Annotated in this window: 19 protein-coding genes and 1 riboswitch; of the genes, 8 read left to right on the forward strand and 11 right to left on the reverse strand. The window is 74.8% G+C overall.

Annotated features, from left to right (window positions below; all coding sequences use genetic code 11):
* Positions 1–94: 94 nt before the first annotated feature.
* The 3 genes from OG989_RS10025 to OG989_RS10035 form a co-directional block, all read right to left on the reverse strand.
* Positions 95–1,111 (reverse strand): coiled-coil domain-containing protein, encoded by a 1,017-nt coding sequence (locus OG989_RS10025; RefSeq protein ID WP_151457617.1) that lies wholly within the window; start codon positions 1,109–1,111, stop codon positions 95–97.
* A gap of 3 nt (positions 1,112–1,114) precedes the next feature.
* A riboswitch (cyclic di-AMP (ydaO/yuaA leader) is annotated at positions 1,115–1,246 on the reverse strand.
* 166 nt (positions 1,247–1,412) lie between these two features.
* Positions 1,413–2,762, reverse strand: coding sequence for a YibE/F family protein (locus OG989_RS10030; protein ID WP_327030344.1), 1,350 nt, complete (start codon positions 2,760–2,762; stop codon positions 1,413–1,415).
* Positions 2,763–3,090: 328 nt separating this feature from the next.
* The gene (locus OG989_RS10035) at positions 3,091–3,393 is read right to left on the reverse strand and encodes a metal-sensitive transcriptional regulator (RefSeq protein ID WP_327030345.1); all 303 of its coding nucleotides are present in this window, start codon (positions 3,391–3,393) and stop codon (positions 3,091–3,093) included.
* A gap of 150 nt (positions 3,394–3,543) precedes the next feature.
* Between OG989_RS10035 and OG989_RS10040 the strand changes: the two genes are divergently transcribed.
* The 5 genes from OG989_RS10040 to OG989_RS10060 all read left to right on the forward strand — a co-directional run bounded on the left by OG989_RS10040 (position 3,544) and on the right by OG989_RS10060 (position 8,064).
* Complete coding sequence (locus OG989_RS10040; protein WP_151455118.1) at positions 3,544–3,753, forward strand: heavy-metal-associated domain-containing protein; 210 nt, start codon at positions 3,544–3,546, stop codon at positions 3,751–3,753.
* A gap of 29 nt (positions 3,754–3,782) precedes the next feature.
* Entirely contained in the window at positions 3,783–4,784 is a 1,002-nt protein-coding gene (locus tag OG989_RS10045; RefSeq protein WP_327030346.1) for a hypothetical protein, read from the forward strand.
* Between the two features lie 8 nt (positions 4,785–4,792).
* On the forward strand, positions 4,793–7,045 hold the full coding sequence (locus OG989_RS10050) for a heavy metal translocating P-type ATPase (RefSeq protein ID WP_327030347.1): 2,253 nt from the start codon (positions 4,793–4,795) through the stop codon (positions 7,043–7,045).
* A 164-nt stretch (positions 7,046–7,209) separates the two neighbouring features.
* On the forward strand, positions 7,210–7,383 hold the full coding sequence (locus tag OG989_RS10055) for a CsbD family protein (RefSeq protein ID WP_151455121.1): 174 nt from the start codon (positions 7,210–7,212) through the stop codon (positions 7,381–7,383).
* A 183-nt stretch (positions 7,384–7,566) separates the two neighbouring features.
* Positions 7,567–8,064, forward strand: a complete 498-nt coding sequence (locus OG989_RS10060; RefSeq protein ID WP_327030348.1) for a hypothetical protein — start codon at positions 7,567–7,569, stop codon at positions 8,062–8,064.
* Positions 8,065–8,154: 90 nt separating this feature from the next.
* Here the strand turns inward: OG989_RS10060 and OG989_RS10065 are convergent, their stop codons facing one another.
* The 3 genes from OG989_RS10065 to OG989_RS10075 form a co-directional block, all read right to left on the reverse strand.
* Positions 8,155–9,417, reverse strand: coding sequence for an RNA polymerase sigma factor (locus OG989_RS10065; RefSeq protein ID WP_327030349.1), 1,263 nt, complete (start codon positions 9,415–9,417; stop codon positions 8,155–8,157).
* Positions 9,414–9,782 carry a YciI family protein gene (locus OG989_RS10070; protein ID WP_151455124.1) on the reverse strand — a complete coding sequence of 123 codons (369 nt, stop codon included), beginning with the start codon at positions 9,780–9,782 and terminating at the stop codon, positions 9,414–9,416. Before OG989_RS10070 ends, OG989_RS10065 begins: the two co-directional genes overlap by 4 nt.
* A gap of 98 nt (positions 9,783–9,880) precedes the next feature.
* Positions 9,881–11,119, reverse strand: a complete 1,239-nt coding sequence (locus tag OG989_RS10075) for a DUF2786 domain-containing protein (RefSeq protein WP_327030350.1) — start codon at positions 11,117–11,119, stop codon at positions 9,881–9,883.
* A 209-nt stretch (positions 11,120–11,328) separates the two neighbouring features.
* Between OG989_RS10075 and OG989_RS10080 the strand changes: the two genes are divergently transcribed.
* Both OG989_RS10080 and OG989_RS10085 read left to right on the forward strand, forming a co-directional pair.
* Entirely contained in the window at positions 11,329–11,814 is a 486-nt protein-coding gene (locus OG989_RS10080) for a DUF2243 domain-containing protein (protein WP_151455126.1), read from the forward strand.
* A complete protein-coding gene (locus OG989_RS10085; protein ID WP_327030351.1) occupies positions 11,811–12,668 on the forward strand; it encodes a cytochrome c oxidase assembly protein in 858 nt (285 codons plus the stop codon). The genes OG989_RS10080 and OG989_RS10085 overlap by 4 nt, the downstream gene beginning before the upstream one ends.
* On the opposite strand, the gene OG989_RS10090 is transcribed toward OG989_RS10085, so the two are convergent.
* The 4 genes from OG989_RS10090 to yidD form a co-directional block, all read right to left on the reverse strand.
* Positions 12,628–13,587, reverse strand: coding sequence for a sensor histidine kinase (locus OG989_RS10090; protein WP_327030352.1), 960 nt, complete (start codon positions 13,585–13,587; stop codon positions 12,628–12,630). The genes OG989_RS10085 and OG989_RS10090 overlap by 41 nt on opposite strands.
* On the reverse strand, positions 13,584–14,417 hold the full coding sequence (locus OG989_RS10095; protein ID WP_327030353.1) for an MEDS domain-containing protein: 834 nt from the start codon (positions 14,415–14,417) through the stop codon (positions 13,584–13,586). Before OG989_RS10095 ends, OG989_RS10090 begins: the two co-directional genes overlap by 4 nt.
* A gap of 168 nt (positions 14,418–14,585) precedes the next feature.
* A complete protein-coding gene (locus OG989_RS10100) occupies positions 14,586–15,041 on the reverse strand; it encodes an ATP-binding protein (RefSeq protein ID WP_327030354.1) in 456 nt (151 codons plus the stop codon).
* A 9-nt stretch (positions 15,042–15,050) separates the two neighbouring features.
* Positions 15,051–15,467 (reverse strand): membrane protein insertion efficiency factor YidD, encoded by a 417-nt coding sequence (gene yidD, locus OG989_RS10105; protein ID WP_225852250.1) that lies wholly within the window; start codon positions 15,465–15,467, stop codon positions 15,051–15,053.
* Positions 15,468–15,644: 177 nt separating this feature from the next.
* Between yidD and OG989_RS10110 the strand changes: the two genes are divergently transcribed.
* The gene (locus OG989_RS10110; RefSeq protein ID WP_225852248.1) at positions 15,645–16,052 is read left to right on the forward strand and encodes a four-helix bundle copper-binding protein; all 408 of its coding nucleotides are present in this window, start codon (positions 15,645–15,647) and stop codon (positions 16,050–16,052) included.
* Between the two features lie 68 nt (positions 16,053–16,120).
* On the opposite strand, the gene OG989_RS10115 is transcribed toward OG989_RS10110, so the two are convergent.
* Positions 16,121–17,221 carry a major royal jelly family protein gene (locus OG989_RS10115; RefSeq protein ID WP_225852249.1) on the reverse strand — a complete coding sequence of 367 codons (1,101 nt, stop codon included), beginning with the start codon at positions 17,219–17,221 and terminating at the stop codon, positions 16,121–16,123.
* Positions 17,222–17,504 lie beyond the last annotated feature (283 nt).

The raw sequence follows: 17,504 nt of genomic DNA on the forward strand, positions 1-17,504 counted from the left end.
CCTGGCGGGCGGGTCCGTACGACGAGACAGGGCCGCCCCGCGTTCGGCGGGGCGGCCCTGTCCGCGCTCTCGGCTGTGCCGCGCGCGTGCGTGTCTACCAGAGGGACACGTGGACGTGGTCGGTGTGGTTCGACGGACCGCTGTAGGAGCTCCAGCCCGTCGCCGGGAACCAGATCTGTCTGTTCCAGATCACGTAGTAGACGCCGAGCCGGTCGGCGTTGCGGACCAGGAACGCGGTCAGGTTGTTGCCGTACATGTAGGTGTCGTCGTTGTGCCAGGGGGAGAAGCCGCTCTTCTGCAGCGACCAGTCGCAGGCCCGGCCCTTCGGGTGCTCGTAGGGCCCGCCGGGGCGGTAACAGCCGACGAACCGGTTGAAGCCGGCCCGCTTGACCTCCTTGTACATGTGCAGGGTGCGCGCGGTGATACGGCCGGAGGTGGTGGGGTCGGCCTCGGTGGGTGACAGCGGCGTCCAGTCGCCGTCGGCCGCCCGCCCCGGCGCGATCTTCGCCACCGGCGAGGTGGCGACCACCTTGCCGCTGGTCAGCCCTCTGCCGCCGACCAGCGCGAGCGCCTTCTCCGCCTCCCGCTTGCCGCGCGCCATCTCGTTCGTCAGCTTCTGCTGTTCGCGGACCTCGGTGTCGAGCGCCAGCTTGGCCTGCTCGGCGCGGTCCTTGACCGCGTTCACCTCGGCGAGCTTCTTGGAGTTGACCAGGTTGAGCTCGTCGAGGGCGGCGGCGCGCTTGACGAACGAGTCGGGGCTGGCGGTGTCCAGCAGCATGGACACCGCGCCGATCCGCCCGGTGCGGTAGGACTGGGCGGCGATCTGGCTGACCTGGGGAGCCAGCGCGTTCAGTTCGGCCTGCGCCCGGGAGACCTCCAGGGCCAGTTCGAGCTGGCGCTTCTTCGACTTCGCCAGCTTCGCCTTGGCCTGCACGTAGGACCGGTTCCGGGCCTCGATGAGGTCGTCGAGCAGCTTGGGCTCGTCGTCCCCGTGCCCGGAGGGCTTGGGCGGGGTGGGCGCGGCCGCCGCCGGGAGAGGCCCGGCGAAGACCGCCAGAGCGGCGAGTACGGCCACCACGGGCGTCAGCCAGCGGCGTAGGGGTGCCGTCACAGTTTTCCCTTCCGTCGACCGCCGACCGGGTTAGCTGACGGGTTCGGGGCGGAAGTGGCCCCTACCGCTGTCGCGGATTCACCCCACGTACCTGGGTCCCCGGTTCGCCTCGCGGCGATTGGGCGGCGGCACCGCAGGCGCCGCTGCGCGCCTTCGGCGGTGACCGGCAGCGAGGTTACCCGAGAACGCTCCCGGGGATCTACGTCCCTAAGCCGACTAAATGCGTTATTTCGTAATGGCGGACGGTGACCAGTGACGCATTTATCAGGACGAACGTCCTGTTCGGTCACGCTGAGGAGCGTCACCATGCGGTGTCCGTACTTCTGTGCCCATCGGGCCATCCGGCGGGAGCGGCGGACGGCGTGTCCCCGCGCGGCCCGCTGAGGGCCTCCAGCGCCTCGGACCGGTCGGTGGCCGGCCGGGGCGTCGGCGCGGGCGCGGTGGCGGCGCGGTCGGTCGCGTCCCCGCCGCGTCGGCCGGCCGTGGTCACCAGGGCCGCCAGCGCGGTGGTCAGCGGCACGGCGGCGATCAGACCCAGGGTGGCGACCGCGCTGCGGACGATCTCCTGGGCGAGGAACTCGCTGGTGAGAAGTTGGGTCACCGCCCGCGAGTCGGCGGTCAGCAGGAGCAGCACCGGCAGCGAGGCGCCGGCGTACGCCAGCACGATGGTGTTCACCGTCGAGGCGATGTGCGCCCGGCCGACCCGGGTCGCCGCCCGGTAGAGCTGCGTCCGGGACAGCCCGGGGTTGGCGTGCGCCAGCTCGGTGACCGTGGCGGCCTGGGTCACCGTGACGTCGTCCAGCACGCCGAGGGAGCCGATGATGATCCCGGCCAGCAGCAGCCCGTGCAGGTCGACGTCGGCCTGGTACATCGACAGCGTGGTGGCGTCCTCGGAGCCGAACCCGGTCAGGTGGGTCGCGGCGGTGGCGATCGTGCCGAGGACACCGGTCAGCACCAGGCTGCCCAGCGTGCCGAGCACGGCGACCGAGGTCTGCGCCGTCACGCCGTGGGTCAGGTAGAGCACCACGAACATGATCAGAGCGGCGCCGACGACCGCGACCAGCAGGGGCGGGTTCCCGGCGCTGATGCCCGGCAGCACGAAGGTCAGCAGGATGGCGAAGCTCGCCGCCAGGCCGCCCAGCGCGGCCAGCCCACGCCACCGCCCGAAGGCGACGATGGCGGCCGCGAAGAGCGCCACCAGCCAGACCAGCGGCTTGCCGCGCTGGTGCTCGGCGATGTTGTAGGTGCTGGCCGTGGGGTCGGCGGGGTCGGTGAGCTCGACCAGGATGATCTCGTCGTCCACGGCGACGGTCGGCGCGCCGGGGCCCGCGGGCACCGGCGTCTCCACCTGCTGGCCGGCGTCGGGGCCGTCCTGCACCCGTACGGTGACCGTGCCGCAGGGGCCCTGTGGCGCGTCGGGGCTCCCCTCCGGGGTCTCCGGGGCGGGCGGGCACGGCTCCGTCACCACCCGGGTCACCGTGCCGTGGTAGCGGGGCGCATCGGTGCCGGTCGCCGGGTCGGGCGCGTCCCACGGCCACAGCACCAGGGCGGCGATCAGCGTGGCGACGAAGAGGGGCACCACCGTCGCGACGAGGATCCGCCGCACCCTCGGCGGGGCGGACGGAGCGGGACGGGTGTGGTCGGCGCCCATCGAGTGTCTCCCTACGAATCCAGGGCGGGGTACGTGCCGGCGGGGCCGGTCGGTTCACCCGTCGCCGCGTGGCCGGGACGGGGATCGCTTCCGCGTGGCGGTGCGGTCACGTACCGCGGTCCTGGGCCCCCGTCCGGTCGCGGGCGGGCGGTGCCGCCGCCCGGCGGGGCGCGCGGGGCGGGCGGTGCGGAATCCGGAGGGCCACCGGCCGAATGGTAGCCACCCCGGCATCCGGGCGCAGGTCGTGCGGGTGGTGTCGGAGGTGTGGCGTCGGAGGTGTGGCGTCGCCGTGGGGCCGCGCCTCGCCGGGGGCGGGTGCCGGGACGGGTCAGCCGCGCTTCATCAGGCGGCCGACGGCGGCCATCATCTCGGTGGCCATCTCGTCGGCGCGGCCCTCGGCCGCGCCCTCGCGCATGCAGTGCCGGGCGTGCCCGTCGAGCAGGCCCAGCGCGACCTTGTCCAGAGCGGCCTGGATCGCGGAGATCTGGGTGAGCACGTCGATGCAGTAGCGATCCTCGTCGACCATCTTCTCGATGCCACGGACCTGCCCCTCGACGCGGCGCAGCCGCGCGAGCAGCTGATCCTTGCTGGCGGTGTAACCCCTGGTCGGGGTGGGCGTCGGTGTGGTCATGGGGTCGAGGATACCGTACCCCTCGGGGGTATGGTACGTTCGTTCCTGGCCGGGATACCCCCACCGGGTACCGGTACAAGGCACGGGCACCGGTCCGCCTCCGATGTACCCCTGGGGGGTATAGGCTGGGGGCGGCGAGAGGAGAGTTCGATGATCACCACGACGTACCAGGTGCAGGGCATGACCTGCGGGCACTGCGCCACCGCGGTCAGCACCGAGGTCGGCGCGATCCAGGGCGTCAGCGACGTCCAGGTCGACGTCGCCGCCGGTCGGGTCACCGTCACCAGCGAGGGCCCGTTGGAAACCGACACCGTGCGCTCCGCCGTCGACGAGGCCGGTTACGACCTCGTCGGCGCCTGAGATCGGGCACGGGGAAAACGAGGCACACCATGAACACGGCGACGAAGCTGAGCGGTTTCGCCCTCGGCCTCGCGGTGGTGTTCGGCGCGACGTACGGGGTCGGCCGGGTGGCCGACCCCGTGGCGCCGCCCGCCGAGGCCCCGCACGAGGCCGGCGGGGGGCACGGCGAGGACGGCGGAGCCGGACACGGGGGCGACAACGGCGCGGCGGCGCACCTGCCCGGCGGCCTGCTCGTCTCCGACCGCGGCTACACCCTGCGCCCGGTGGACGCCCCGGCCGGGCAGTTCGCCTTCCAGGTCACCGGCCCGGACGGCGGGGCGGTGACCGCGTACGACGTGGCGCACGACAAGCGCATGCACCTGATCGTGGCCCGCCGCGACCTCTCCGGTTTCCGGCACGTGCACCCCGAGATGGCGCCGGACGGCACCTGGCGGGTCGACTCGCCGCTCGCCGGGCCCGGCGTCTGGCGGGCGTTCGCCGACTTCACCCCGACGGGGGGCGAGGCGCTGACGCTCGGCGTCGACGTGACCGTCCCCGGCGCGCTGACCGGGCGGCCCCTGCCCGCCCCGGCGACCAGCACCACGGTCGACGGCTACACGGTGACGCTCGCCGGCGCCCCGGAGCCCGGCCGCACCGCCGAGCTGACCCTGACCGTGAGCCGCGCCGGCGCCCCGGTCACCGACCTGGAGCCCTACCTGGGCGCGTACGGCCACCTGGTGGCGCTGCGCCAGGGCGACCTGGCTTACCTGCACGTGCACCCGCACGGCGAGCCGGGCGACGGGCGGACGCGGCCCGGCCCCGAGGTGAGCTTCTCGGCGGAGATGCCGTCGGCCGGCGCCTACCGCCTCTACCTGGACTTCAAGCACGGCGGCGTGGTGCGTACCGCCGAGTTCACCATCGTCGCCGGCAGCCCTCCGACCGCGCCGGGTGTCCCGGCGGCGACCAGCTCCCCGACGGCGGGCACGCCCGCCGCCACGAGCTCCCCGACCGCCGGCGCCGGCCACGGCGTCCCCGGTCACGGGCACGACTGACGGGAAGCATGATGACCACCAAGCCCTTGCTGACGGCGCCGAACCAGATCGAGCTGGCGATCGGCGGTATGACCTGCGCCTCCTGCGCGGCCCGGATCGAGAAGAAGCTGAACCGGATGGACGGGGTGACCGCCACCGTCAACTACGCCACGGAGAAGGCCACCGTCCGGTACGCCGACGAGGTCACCCCGGACGAGCTGATCGCCACGGTGGAGAAGACCGGCTACACGGCGGCCCTGCCGCCCCCGCCCACGCCCGCCGGCGGCGAACCGGCCGCCGAGCCGGTGGACGAGCTGCGCGGCCTGCGTACCCGGCTGTGGGTCTCGGCCGTGCTCACCGTGCCGGTGATCGTGCTGGCGATGGTGCCCGCCTGGCAGTTCGACTTCTGGCAGTGGCTGTCGCTCACCCTGGCCGCCCCGGTCGTGGCCTACGGCGGGCTGCCCTTCCACCGGGCGGCCTTCATCAACCTGCGGCACGGAGCGGCGACCATGGACACCCTGGTCTCGCTCGGCACCCTGGCGGCGTTCGGCTGGTCGGTCTGGGCGCTCTTCCTCGGCACCGCCGGTACGCCGGGGATGACCCACCCGTTCAGTCTCGCCATCAACCGATCCGACGGCGCCGGCAACATCTACCTGGAGGCGGCGGCCGGGGTGACCGTGTTCATCCTCGCCGGCCGCTACTTCGAGGCGCGGGCGAAGCGGACCGCCGGCGCGGCCCTGCGGGCCCTGCTCGAACTCGGCGCCAAGGACGTCGCGGTGCTGCGCGGCGGCACGGAGACCCGGATCCCGGTGGACCAGCTCGTGGTGGGGGACCGGTTCGTCGTGCGGCCCGGTGAGAAGATCGCCACGGACGGCGTGGTCGACGAGGGCACCTCGGCGGTCGACGCCAGCATGCTCACCGGCGAGTCCGTCCCGGTCGAGGTCGGCCCGGGCGAGCCCGTGGTCGGCGCGACCGTCAACGCGGGCGGCCGGCTGGTGGTCACCGCCACCCGCATCGGCGGCGACACCCAACTGGCCCAGATGGCCCGGCTGGTCGAGCAGGCGCAGACCGGCAAGGCGGCGGTGCAGCGGCTGGCCGACCGGATCTCCGGCGTCTTCGTGCCGATCGTGATCGCCCTCGCGGTGGGCACCCTCGGCTGGTGGCTCGGCAACGGGTCGGGCGGCACCGCCGCGTTCACCGCCGCCGTGGCGGTGCTGATCATCGCCTGCCCGTGCGCCCTCGGGCTGGCCACGCCGACCGCCCTGCTGGTCGGCACCGGCCGGGGCGCGCAGCTCGGCGTCCTGATCAAGGGGCCGGAGGTGCTGGAGTCCACGAAGCAGGTCGACACGGTCGTGCTGGACAAGACCGGCACCGTCACCACCGGTCGGATGACGCTTGTGGACGTGGTCCCGGCGGCCGGCGAGGACCGTGCGGAGCTGCTGCGGCTCGCCGGGGCGCTGGAGTCCGCGTCCGAGCACCCGATCGCCCGGGCCGTCGCCGCCGGGGCGGCCGAGGCGGGCACGCTGCCGCCGGTGACCGGCTTCGTCAACGCCGAGGGGCTCGGCGTGAGCGGGACGGTCGACGGTCGGGAGATGCTGATCGGTCGGCCCCGACTGCTGCGCGAGCACGGCCTCGACGTACCGGAGGAGGTCGCGCGGGCGGCGGCCACGGCGGAGGCCCAGGGACGGACGGCGGTGCTGGCCGGCTGGGACGGTCGGGCCCGCGGGGTCCTCGCGGTGGCCGACGTGGTCCGACCGACGAGCCGGGCGGCGATCGCACAGCTGCGCGCGCTCGGCCTGACGCCGGTGCTGCTGACCGGCGACAACACCACCGTCGCCCACGCGGTGGCCGCCGAGTTGGGCATCGACGAGGTGGTCGCCGAGGTGCTGCCCGCCGACAAGGTCGACGTCGTGCGGCGGCTCCAGGACGAGGGTCGGGTGGTGGCGATGGTCGGCGACGGGGTCAACGACGCCGCCGCGCTGGCCCAGGCCGACCTCGGCCTGGCCATGGGCACCGGCACGGACGTGGCGATCGAGGCGTCCGACCTGACCCTGGTCCGGGGTGACCTGATGGCCGCCGTGGACGCGATCCGGCTCGCCCGGCGCACCCTCGGCATCATCAAGGGCAACCTGTTCTGGGCCTTCGCCTACAACGTGGCGGCCCTGCCGCTGGCCGCCGCCGGCCTGCTGAACCCGATGATCGCCGGCGCCGCGATGGCCTTCTCCTCGGTCTTCGTGGTTGCCAACAGCCTCCGGCTGCGGGGCTTCCGCCCGGTCTCCTGACCCCTGCGCACCGTGCCGCCGGCCCCGTCCGTCAGGGGCCGGCGGCACCGGTCGTGGCGGGCCCGGCGGCCCGCCGGCCGGCGGCGGTGGGTGACCGGACGGTTGGACGCTGGCGGTGCGGGGTATTCGAGGGGCGTACCGGCACCGCCAATCGGGAGGTCGACATGGGTTTCGAAGACAAGGTCAACAACACGACCGAGGATGCGGCCGGCAAGCTGAAGGAAGGCGCCGGCCGGGCCACCGACAACGAACGGCTCGAGGCCGAGGGGCGCAACGACCAGGCCAGCGCCAAGCTCAAGCAGGCCGGCGAGAAGATCAAGGACGCCTTCAAGAGCTGACCCGCGTACGCGCCCTCCGCCGGATCGGTCACCAGCCGACCCGGCGGAGGGCGTACTGGCGCGTCCGGCGGACGTTTCCCCCGGCAGGCGCCACTCGTTGGCAGGTCGACGTCCCGCCGCCCGGCGCCGGCCGCACCCGTGCCGTCACCCCCGGGAAGGCCGAGACCCCGAACGGGAGGTCCCGTGTCCCGATCCGTCGTCTACGCGCGCCGCGCCGCCGCCACGGTGGCGCTCGGGGTGCTGGCCGTGGGATGCCAGGACACCGCGCGGGAGGAGACCGCCCGGACCGGCGCGGCCCCGCCGAGCCCGACGGCCCCGGCGAGCGCCGCCCCGAGCCCCTCCCCGGTCGCCACGACCGCCGCCAACACCGTCGAGGTCTGCCGCGAGGTCGACCAGCTCATCCTCGCCGGCAGCCGGCGGATCGCCACCGACTCGGCGGCCTCGGTCCCCCGCGACCTGACCGGTGAGCAGGTCGCCGACCAGCTCCGGCGCAACCTGGCGGGGCTGGCGGACGACGTACGCGTGCAGGCCCGCCGCGCCGCCGACCCGGAGATCCGCGCCCTGATCCAGGACACCGCCGACCGGATCGACGCCGGTTCCCGGGCGTCCCGGCCGGCCGCCTGGATGGACTCCACCTTCACCGCGATCCCCCCGAAGCTGACCCGCGAGTGCCGCGCCTGAGGCCGACGGGCACGTCGCCCGGCGTCGTCGACACCTGACCCGGGACTCCGGTCGGCATGCACCCCCGTGCCGCACGCCGGCCGGCGTCCGTCAATGTGACTCCCGTGGGCGCCGGGACTCGTCGGTCCCCGTCAGCCGGGCGGCCCGCAACTCCAGGTAGCGCTGCTCCGGCAGGCTCGTCGTCCCCCGGGCCGCAGCCAGGTACGCCGCCCGGGCCCGCTCCGGTTCGCCGGCCAGCTCCAGCAGGTGGGCGCGGACGGCGGCGAGCCGATGGTGCCCGGCCGTGCGGTCGTCGTCGTCGAGCGGGGCGAGCAGGGCCAGGCCGGCGCGGGGACCGTCCACCATGGCCACCGCGACGGCCTGGTTCAGGGTGACCATCGGGCTCGGGGCGGTCCGGGCGAGCAGCCGGTAGAGCGCCAGGATCTGTCGCCAGTCGGTGCGTCCGGCGGACGGGGCCTCGGCGTGCACGGCGGCGATCGCCGCCTGGAGCTGGTACGGGCCGGGCGGTGACCAGGTCAACGCCTCGGTGACCAGCGCGGTCCCCTCGCCGATGGCCTCGTGGTCCCAGCGGTCGCGGTCCTGCTCGGCGAGCGGGACCAGCTCCCCGGCCGGCCCGGTGCGGGCGGCCCGGTGCGCGTCGGTGAGCAGCATCAACGCGAGCAGCCCGGTCACCTCGCCGTCGCCCGGGAGCAGCCGGTGCACCAGCCGGGCCAGCCGGATCGCCTCGGTGGTCAGGTCGGCCCGGTGCAGGTCCGGCCCGCTGGACGCGGTGTACCCCTCGTTGAAGATCAGGTAGAGCACCTGGAGCACGGCCCGTAGCCGCTCGTCCCGATCCCCGGGGGCGGGCATCGTGAACCGCGCCCCGGCGGCCTCGATCCGCTGCTTGGCCCGGCGGATGCGCTGGCTCATCGTCGCCTCGGGCACGAGGTACGCCCTCGCGATCTGCGCGGTGGTGAGGCCGCCGACCGCCCGTAGCGTCAGCGCGACCTGGGCCGACCGGGCCAGCGCCGGATGGCAGCAGAGGAACAGCAGGGCCAGGGTGTCGTCCCCTGCCGGTGACTGTTCGTCGACGGCCGGCGCGTACGCCGGCTCGCGGGCGGCCAGCGCGGCCTCCCGGTTGCGCCGGGCACGCTCGCTGCGCCACTCGTCGGTCAGCCGGCGCGTGGCGACGGTGAGCAACCAGGCCCGGGGGTTGTCCGGCACGCCCTGTCGCGGCCACTGCACGGTGGCGGCGAGCAGCGCCTCCTGCACGGCGTCCTCGGCGGCGTCGAACTGGCCGTGCCGGCGGACGAGCAGGCCGAGGACCTGCGGCGCCAGGTCGCGCAGCAGGTCCTCCAGGTGGCCTCCGCTCACATTTCCGTCCCGGCCTCATCCATGATCGCCCGCACCTCCAGCACGCCGAAGCCCCGCCGCACGTCCGGCCAGCTGGCGGCGATCTCGGCGGCCCGCTCGGGACTGTCGCAGTCGACCATCAGGTAGCCGGCGAACTGTTCCTTGCTCTCCATGTACGGCCCGTCGGTCACCTCCGGCCGGTCACCGGCCAGCCGGACCGTACGCGCCTGCGACGGGTCGGCCAGGGCCTGGCCGCCGAGGAACTCGCCCGACTCGGTCAGTTCCCGCATGAGCTCGTCGACCTCGCCGAAGAGCGCGCTGCGCTCCTGCTCCGACAGCCCGTCCACGAACCCCGGGCGGTTCCAGATCAGCAGCATGTACTTCATCGGGTGCTCCTCGTTTCCTCGGCCGAGCCCATGGTGGCGCGTTTCCGGTGAGGGGTCGGAGCCGACCCGCCGGTTCCGACAGCCGGCGGTACGGAATCTCAGCGCCGGCCGCGTACCTGGCGCTTCGGGGCGGGGCCGGCGCCGAGCGAGGCGCGGTCGGCGGCGGAGGTGCCCGACGACCAGCCCTCGGCGTCGCGCACCGTGAGCCGCCCCCGGACGACGCCGGGGAAGAGCGTGTCGAGGCGTTCGCGTACCGCCTCGGCGCGGGTGGCGAGCACCGGCAGCAGCCGTTCCGGCCCGGCCTGCGCCGTCGCCTCCCGGTCGGCCGCGTCCGTGGCGGCCCGCAGCCGCTCGCCGATCCGCAGCGCGAAGGCGTTGAGGAAGGACTCGTCGTAGTTCCGGGTCCGCCGGCCGGTGCTCCTGGCCCGCCGTTCCCCCCGGCCGCGCAGCATCGCGGTGGTGGCCTGCACCAGCAGCGAGGTGTAGAGCAGCTCGACCGCCTCCAGGTCGGCCGGCCAGCCCAGCACGGTAGTGAAGCCGAGGTCGTCGGACCAGACGGCCTCGCAGCGGTTCGCCGCCGCCACCTCCTGCGCCAGCAGCGCCTTCGCGCCCGCGTACGGGGGCTCGGTGCCGAGGCGCATCCCGCCGGGCCGGTCGGCGGGCTCGGCGACGCCCGCCAGCAGCGCCTGGTCGATGCTGTGCCGGGCGATCAGCTCCTGGGCCTTGCCGGTCAGCGCCTCCGCCTCGGCCGGGTAGGTGGTCGACTCCGCCTTGGCCAGCAGCGCCCGCACCCGGTCGAGCATCCGGGAGCCGCTGCCCGACCCGCCGCGCGCGACGGCCGTACCGGGCGCGCCGGGCGGCGGGCGCAGCACGGCGATCGGCGGGAGCCCCTCGACCAGGGCCAGCGCGTCGACCGCCGCCCGCAGCGCGGTGAACCGGTCGCACCCGACGCGGGTGGACCAGGCGGCCAGGTGGCTCTCGCCGGCGTCCCACCACACCCCGGCGCCCAGGTCGCGCAGCTGGTCGTCCCACCACGGCGGCACCGGGTCGGTCAGCTCGCGGCGCTGCGCGGCGAGCGCGTCGGTGACCAGCCCGGCCGCCCGGGGGTCGAGCCGGCGGGCGGCGAGCCGGCCGAGGTCCACCGGCTGCCAGCCGTGCTGGGCCAGCCGCCCCACGCCCCGCGCCAGGCGGCGCAGGAGCGCGGCGTCCACCGCCGCCGCGCCGTCCGCGGCGCCCGTCCCGATCATCAGCCGGTCCAGCTGCCGCTCCGCGAGGCGTACGTCGGTGCCGCGTACCGCCGCGAGCGCGTCGTTGACCAGTTCCTCGGCGTCCGGCACGGCCGTGTCCTCCTGGGGTCTGCTTCTTCCGCGCCGGGAAACGATCGTCGCCCGCCCGCCGAAGGTACCGCCGGGTCCGCGCGCCGTCCGCCGGTCGTGACCCGTGCCACCGGAAGGCCCCGGCCCGGCCGTCCCGTCAACGGGGAACTTCCGCATGGTTCGGCCGGTCCTGGGTAGTTCGGGGGTGGCGAGCGATGCGAGGTGGTGAGATGGCGGGATCGCGGTTTTCGGGCAACGGCTCCGGCGCACCTGATCTTCGCCGGTCGGTCCTCGCCGCCGCGGTCATCGGGGTGGCGGTGATGGCCGCCGTCGACGAGATCGTCTTCCACCAGATCCTCGGCTGGCACCACTTCTACGACCGGTCCACCCTCTCCGTCGGGCTGCTCTCCGACGGGCTGCTGCACTCGGCCGAGCTGCTCGCCCTGGTCGGCGGCTTCTTCTGGTTCGCCGACCTGCGCCGCCGGGGCGCCCTGGTGCCCCGGGCCGCCTGGGGCGGGTTCCTGCTCGGCGCGGGGGCGTTCCAGCTCTTCGACGGGATCGTCGACCACAAGGTGCTGCGGCTGCACCAGATCCGCTACGGGGTGCACCTGCTCCCGTACGACGTGGTGTGGAACGTGGCGGCGGTGGCGCTGCTGCTGCTCGGCGCGTGGGTGACCTGGCGGGTGCGGTCCCGCTCCGGCCGCGACGCCCGGTGACGGCGCTCGCGCACACCGGTGCCGCCGCGGGGCCCGCCCCGCTGCCGCTCGCGGCGGTCGCGTTGCTCGCCGCCGGCTACCTGCTGGCCGTGTCCCGGGACGGGCGCGGCTGGCGTCGCCGGCGTACGGTCGCCTGGCTGGCCGGCTGCGGGGTGCTCGCGGTCGCCCTCGGCCCGCTGGCGGGCGGGCCCGGCGACCCGCGCGTGCACATGGCCCAGCATGTGCTGCTGGGCATGGTCGCGCCGCTCGCGCTGGCCCTCGGCGCGCCGGTGACCCTGCTGCTGCGGGTCGTGCCGCCGGCGGCCGGCCGCCGGGTGGGCCGGTTCCTGCGGGCCAGGCCGGTGCACGTGCTCGCCCATCCGGTGACGGCGGGGCTGCTCACCACCGGCGGGCTGGCGCTGGTGCTGCTCACGCCGCTCTACGCGGCGGCCGAGCGGAACCCGGTGCTGCACCACGCCCTGCACGTGCACTACGTGGTCGCCGGCTACCTGTTCGCCTGGTCGGTGGCCGGCCCGGACCCGGCGCCGCGCCGGCCGGGCCCGGCGGTGCGGGTTGGCGCCCTGCTCGCGGCGGGGGCCGGGCACGCCGTGCTGGCCAAGTACCTCTACGCGCACGCCGCCACCCTCCCGCCCGGGCTGCCCGAGCGGGACATCGACGCGCTGCGCGCGGCGGCCCGGTTCATGTACTACGGCGGCGACGTCGCCGAACTGCTGCTCGCCACCGCCCTCTTCGCGGCCTGGTACCACCGGCGTCGGCCCCGCCGACCGGCACCCGCCGCCGGCGCGGGCCCGCCCGCAGTCGAGGCCGTCCCGGTCAGCCGGTGTACGCCTTCCCGGCCGTCAGCCGGAGCGTGAACCCGGTGTCGTCGCGCTGCCAGGTGACGTGGTTGCAGGACTGGTAGGTGATCCAGAGGCCGAGCCCGCCGGGGGCGCCGTCGGACACGGGGAGCAGCCCGCAGAACGGATCGCCCGGCCCGTCGCCGCCGTCGCTGACCGTCGCCACGATGCGGTCGTCGCCGGCCCACACGCGCAGTCGGACCGGCGGCCTGCCGTGGCGCAGCGCGTTGGTGACGATCTCGCTCACCGCGACGACCAGATCCTCCACGTCGTCGTCCGGCACCTGGCCCTGGTCGGCCTTGTGCACGGCGGCGCGCGCCTCGGCCGCCGTCGGGTCCGTCAGCTCCATGGCCGGCGGCTGCGCCTGGAGGGGGTCGGGCACGACCCGGCGGCCCTGCCGCAGGAATTCCCTCGGCGGCGTCCAGGTCGGGCTGGGCACGTGCCGCCCGTCGGGGGTGGCGAACCGGGGGTGCGTCCGGGCCACGTCCGCCAGCACCTCCGGCGGCGTGATCCGGGTGTCGTACGCGCACATGCTCCACAGCGGGAAGTCGTCGTACGCGTGGTTTATCGCCGACTCGTAGCGGGCCCACCAGTCCCAGGTCGCGCCGAACGAGACCGAGGGCACCTCACCGATGATCCGGATCTGCCCGGCGCCGGCGGCCACCTGCTCGGCGAGGAGCTGGCGGTAGGAGCGGATGGCGGCGGCGGGCCGGGCGTAGACGTCGCCGCCGGGCAGGAACTCGACCCCGGAACCGGCCGGCAGCGCCGAGCGGACCAGCCCGCCGGTGCGCTCGCCCAGGGCCACGAAGGTCGGCTCGCCCGCCTCGACGCCGCCGAGCAGGAACGGCACCGCCACGGCGAGCAGCTCGTCGTCGGAGTCGTAGCGCACGGCCTCGTGGTAGTAGCCGTGGTGCTGGGCGGCCGCACCCGTCCTCATGGCGTGACCTCCACCCGCACGCCGGGCAGGTCCAGCAGCTCCACCAGGCGGGCCGCGGCCGAGCGGGGGGTGCGCAGCACGGCGGTCGCGCCGCGGCGGTGCGCGTACTCGGCCAGGTGGGTCAGGGCGCGGTGGTCCACGAAACGCAGGCCGGCCGCCGACAGCACCAGCTCACCGTCGGTGGGCCGCAGGTCGGCGCGGTCCAGGGCGGTGCGGAACAGGTCGTGGTTCGACATGTCCAGCTCGCCGGCGAGCGCGGCGTGCCCGTCGGCGGGCGCCACGGCGTACAACTGGAACAGCAGGTCCTCGACGTTGGTCCGCGGGTGCATGCAGGCCAGCTCGGTGACCGCCCGGTCGCCCAGCTTCACCCGGTGGTAGGCGCACATGGCCTTGAACGGCCGGGTGCGCATGTAGCGGTCGATCTGGTGCTCGTAGCGGGTGAAGACGTCGAGCTGGGCCGGGGTGCGGACGAGTTCGGTGGCCTCCGCGACCACGCGTAGGCCGGTGTGGCCGGCGGCCAGCGCCTCGTCCGTGGCGGCCGCGTAGGCGGCGACCTGCGTCGCCGGGTCGACGACCTGGTCGGGCGAGTAGGTCGAGACCAGGGGGACCACCGCGGCGGCGCCCCGGCGCTCCGCGTCGGTGAAACTCGGCAGCGCGTGCAGCCGCTCGGCCACCAGGTCCGAGGGGCGCGGTGTCACGTACCAGAAGCGCTCGCCGGCCGCGAGGCCCGCGGCGAGGTGGCGCTCCGCCTGGTCGGCGAGGGATTCCAGGTCGTCGTACGACCAGCAGATGTGACTGCCCGGCGCGGTCCGCCGTTCGCTGTTGATCATGCTGGTCGCCTCACGCTGACCAGTGTAGGCCGCCTCGGAACGGGCACCGGGTCCGCGACCTGCCGGGACGCCGGGGGCGGATGCTTTCGACCGGTTCGCCGCCCGACGGTGGGCCGGCCGGCCGTTCCGCCCCCCGGGGGCTGCGCCGCCGCGCCGGCCGGTGCCCGGTCAGGCGCTCCGCGCGCCACTGAGGCGCTCGGTGCGGGGAAAGGACGCCCAGATGTTCTTGGTGGTGCCCGTGGCGTACCAGCCGACGTCGAGGGAGAGGGCGCGGGCCAGCTCCAGGCCGCGCCCGCCGTCGCCGACGGGCCGGGCCTCGGCGAGCTGCGGCAGGGACCCCAGGTCGTGGTCGGCGACGTCGAGGATGAGGCAGTCGTCGGTCGCGAGCAGCCGGACGATGGTCGGCGGGATCCCGTGGCGCAGGGCGTTCGTCGCCAGCTCCGTGGCGATCAGCGCGACGAGCTCGGGAACCTCCTCCAGGGCCTCGCCCTCCCCGAGCACGTCGCCGGTCAGTTCCTCGTGCAGGGACGCCCGCAGGGCACGCAGGTCCACCGCCTCCTGCAACGTCCACCGCCGCAGCTCAACGGCCTGCGGCGGGGGTGTGGAACTGCTCAGCTGGCCCATGGTCTCGTTCTACCCGATCTCCGGCCGGCTCACTCCAGGGCTCATCGGTCGGCGCACCGGATCGTGGGTGCCCCGGGGCACCCCCGGGCGGCAGCGACGCACCCGCTCGGCGGCCATCCGTCCGCCCACCGCCAACCCGTGCCGTTCCACCGCCGTCAACCCGTACGCCCCGCAGGTCGGCGTGAAGCGGCACCGTCCCGGCCAGTGCGGCGACAGCCACCGGCGGTAGCCCCGGATCGCCGCCACCCCCGCCCGGTCCAGCACCGGCGCCCGGGTCGCCGCCGCCGTCGCCGCGCCGAGCGTCAGCAGGGTCGAGAACAGCCCCAGGTCGCAGCAGTCGCAGCAGCCGTCGGGGTTCTTCGACTTCGACATGAGCCGTTGCTGCCGGCGGTTCTCGCGGGCCGTCTCCCGGAGGCGTCTGAACATCACGGTCCGATCATCGGCCAATGCGACGCCCGACGCGTTGTCGCCCCCGGAGCCGACCGGCCGGTGGGACCCGGAAGCGGTGTCGCCCCGGACGCGGTATCGACCGGTACCGCCGCGGGCCGCATGCCGGGCGACGGTCGCGGGTAGTGCACAGGCAATGACCGAGAGGAGAACGCCGTGCCAAGCACCACGATGCCGATGCTCGAGACGTACCCGAAGTCGATCAACCTGGACCGGGCCAAGCTGGCCGCCGTCGTCGAGGCGCTCAACACCTGCGCCCAGGCGTGCACCGCCTGCGCCGACGCCTGCCTGAGCGAGGACATGGTCGCCGAGCTGACGAAGTGCGTACGGACGAACCTGGACTGCGCGGACATCTGCACGACGACCGCCCGGGTGTTGTCCCGGCACACCGGCTACGACGCCAACATCACCCGCACGCTGCTGGAGGCGTGCGCCACCGCCTGCAAGTCCTGCGGCGACGAGTGCGCCGGCCACGCGGGCATGCACGAGCACTGCCGGATCTGCGCCGAGGCCTGCCGCGCGTGCGAGCGGGCCTGCCGGGACCTGCTCGCCACCATGAGCTGACCGTCCCCGGAGGACACGGCGCCGGCATCCCGCGTGGGGTGCCGGCGCCGTGCCGTCAGCGGCGATGGTCAGCGCAGCCGGACCGGGCCGGCGTCGATCCGGATGCGGAACAGGGCGTACGGCTTGCGCCGGAGGTCCTGCCCGCGCTGGTACTTCGCCTGGCGGTGCAACTGGTTGGCGGTCACGTACAGGTGCCCGTCGCTCGCCACGGACATGGTGTCGGGCCACAGCAGCCGCGGGTCGTGGGCCACGGTCTCGTATCCGCCGTCGGGGAGGCGGCGCAGCACCGCGTCGTGCTCGTACGACGTGAGGTAGAGCCGGCCGGCGTCGTCGGTCTCCAGGCCGTCGGAGGCGCCGCCCTTGTCGCCCTCGTCCACCACCGACGCGGCGACCTGATCGTCGGCAGTCGAGCGGTCGGTGAGCGCGTCGGTGGACACGCTGTACCAGCGGCGGGAGGCGAGCGGGCAGTAGTGGAGCCGGGACCCGTCGGCGGAGATGGCGATGCCGTCCGCGCCCATCGTCACCGGCTTCGGCGGCCCGTCGGCGGGGCGCTCCAGGAACGGCCGGCCCTCGACCACCGGCCGGAACGTCTCCAGCGGCTCGGCCTTCGTGGACGGATGGTCGTGCAGCCGCCGCCAGGACGCGCCGCTGGCCAGGTCCACCACGATGATCCCGTTCGGGCCGGAGTCGGAGGAGTCGGTGATGTAGGCGGTGCCCGCCTCGCCGCGGCGCAGGTCGAAGCGCACGTCGTTGAGGTAGGTGCTGGGCAGGGCGACGTCGGTCGGGAAGGTGATCACCTGGGCGACGGTGTCGGTGTCCAGGTCGACGCGGACCAGTTTCGGGCCGCCGGGCGTGGTGGGGCGGAACATCGGGCTGCCGGTGTCGAGGACCCAGAGCCGGTCGGCGGGGTCGACGACGACGCTCTGCACCGACACGAACGCCTCCGCGTCGTCGTCGCCCGACGGGCTGTTCCACCGTTCGTCGGGGAAGGGCACCTCGCGGCCGTCGCGCAGTTCGACCACCGTGGCGGGCACCTCGTCGCCCCACTTCGGGAAGTTGACGAAGATCCGGCCGGTGTGCGAGACGCTCACGCCGGTGGGCATCGGGCCGGTGAAGGCGTGGACGAGTTCCAGCTCGCCGACCGGCTCGGCGGCGACCGGCCCGCTCACGACGCGCCCCCGGGACGCGGCGCGGCCTCGTCCCTCACCCGACGCGGATCCTCATGGAGCACGTGCATGGCGTCATCTCCCTCTCGCGCGGGTTCGACCGTCGGGCTTCCCGGCGCCCACCGCCGCAAACCCTCCGCCCGCCTCTCCCAGGTGACCCGCCGGGGGTCAGCCAAACCCGGGGCTGCCGTGCGGGACCGCCGGGGAGGCGCGGGCCCCGGGGCCGGCTTCTCGAAGCGATCCGACGACGTATACCCGGAGGGGGTATATCGTGGGTCGGGAGGAG

Origin of the sequence: Micromonospora sp. NBC_01740, assembly GCF_035920365.1 — a bacterium.
In the GTDB taxonomy this organism is placed as follows: Bacteria; Actinomycetota; Actinomycetes; order Mycobacteriales; family Micromonosporaceae; genus Micromonospora; species Micromonospora reichwaldensis.

What these genes read in the sequence shown, in the direction of transcription:
- OG989_RS10050 (WP_327030347.1), top strand. Translation starts at nt 4,793, where the DNA reads ATGATGACCACCAAGCCCTTGCTGACGGCGCCGAACCAGATCGAGCTG.
- OG989_RS10090 (WP_327030352.1), bottom strand. Translation starts at nt 13,587, where the DNA reads ATGAGGACGGGTGCGGCCGCCCAGCACCACGGCTACTACCACGAGGCC.
- OG989_RS10030 (WP_327030344.1), bottom strand. Translation starts at nt 2,762, where the DNA reads ATGGGCGCCGACCACACCCGTCCCGCTCCGTCCGCCCCGCCGAGGGTG.
- OG989_RS10045 (WP_327030346.1), top strand. Translation starts at nt 3,783, where the DNA reads ATGAACACGGCGACGAAGCTGAGCGGTTTCGCCCTCGGCCTCGCGGTG.
- OG989_RS10055 (WP_151455121.1), top strand. Translation starts at nt 7,210, where the DNA reads ATGGGTTTCGAAGACAAGGTCAACAACACGACCGAGGATGCGGCCGGC.
- OG989_RS10040 (WP_151455118.1), top strand. Translation starts at nt 3,544, where the DNA reads ATGATCACCACGACGTACCAGGTGCAGGGCATGACCTGCGGGCACTGC.
- OG989_RS10080 (WP_151455126.1), top strand. Translation starts at nt 11,329, where the DNA reads ATGGCGGGATCGCGGTTTTCGGGCAACGGCTCCGGCGCACCTGATCTT.
- OG989_RS10100 (WP_327030354.1), bottom strand. Translation starts at nt 15,041, where the DNA reads ATGGGCCAGCTGAGCAGTTCCACACCCCCGCCGCAGGCCGTTGAGCTG.
- OG989_RS10035 (WP_327030345.1), bottom strand. Translation starts at nt 3,393, where the DNA reads ATGACCACACCGACGCCCACCCCGACCAGGGGTTACACCGCCAGCAAG.
- OG989_RS10095 (WP_327030353.1), bottom strand. Translation starts at nt 14,417, where the DNA reads ATGATCAACAGCGAACGGCGGACCGCGCCGGGCAGTCACATCTGCTGG.
- OG989_RS10070 (WP_151455124.1), bottom strand. Translation starts at nt 9,782, where the DNA reads ATGAAGTACATGCTGCTGATCTGGAACCGCCCGGGGTTCGTGGACGGG.
- yidD (WP_225852250.1), bottom strand. Translation starts at nt 15,467, where the DNA reads ATGTTCAGACGCCTCCGGGAGACGGCCCGCGAGAACCGCCGGCAGCAA.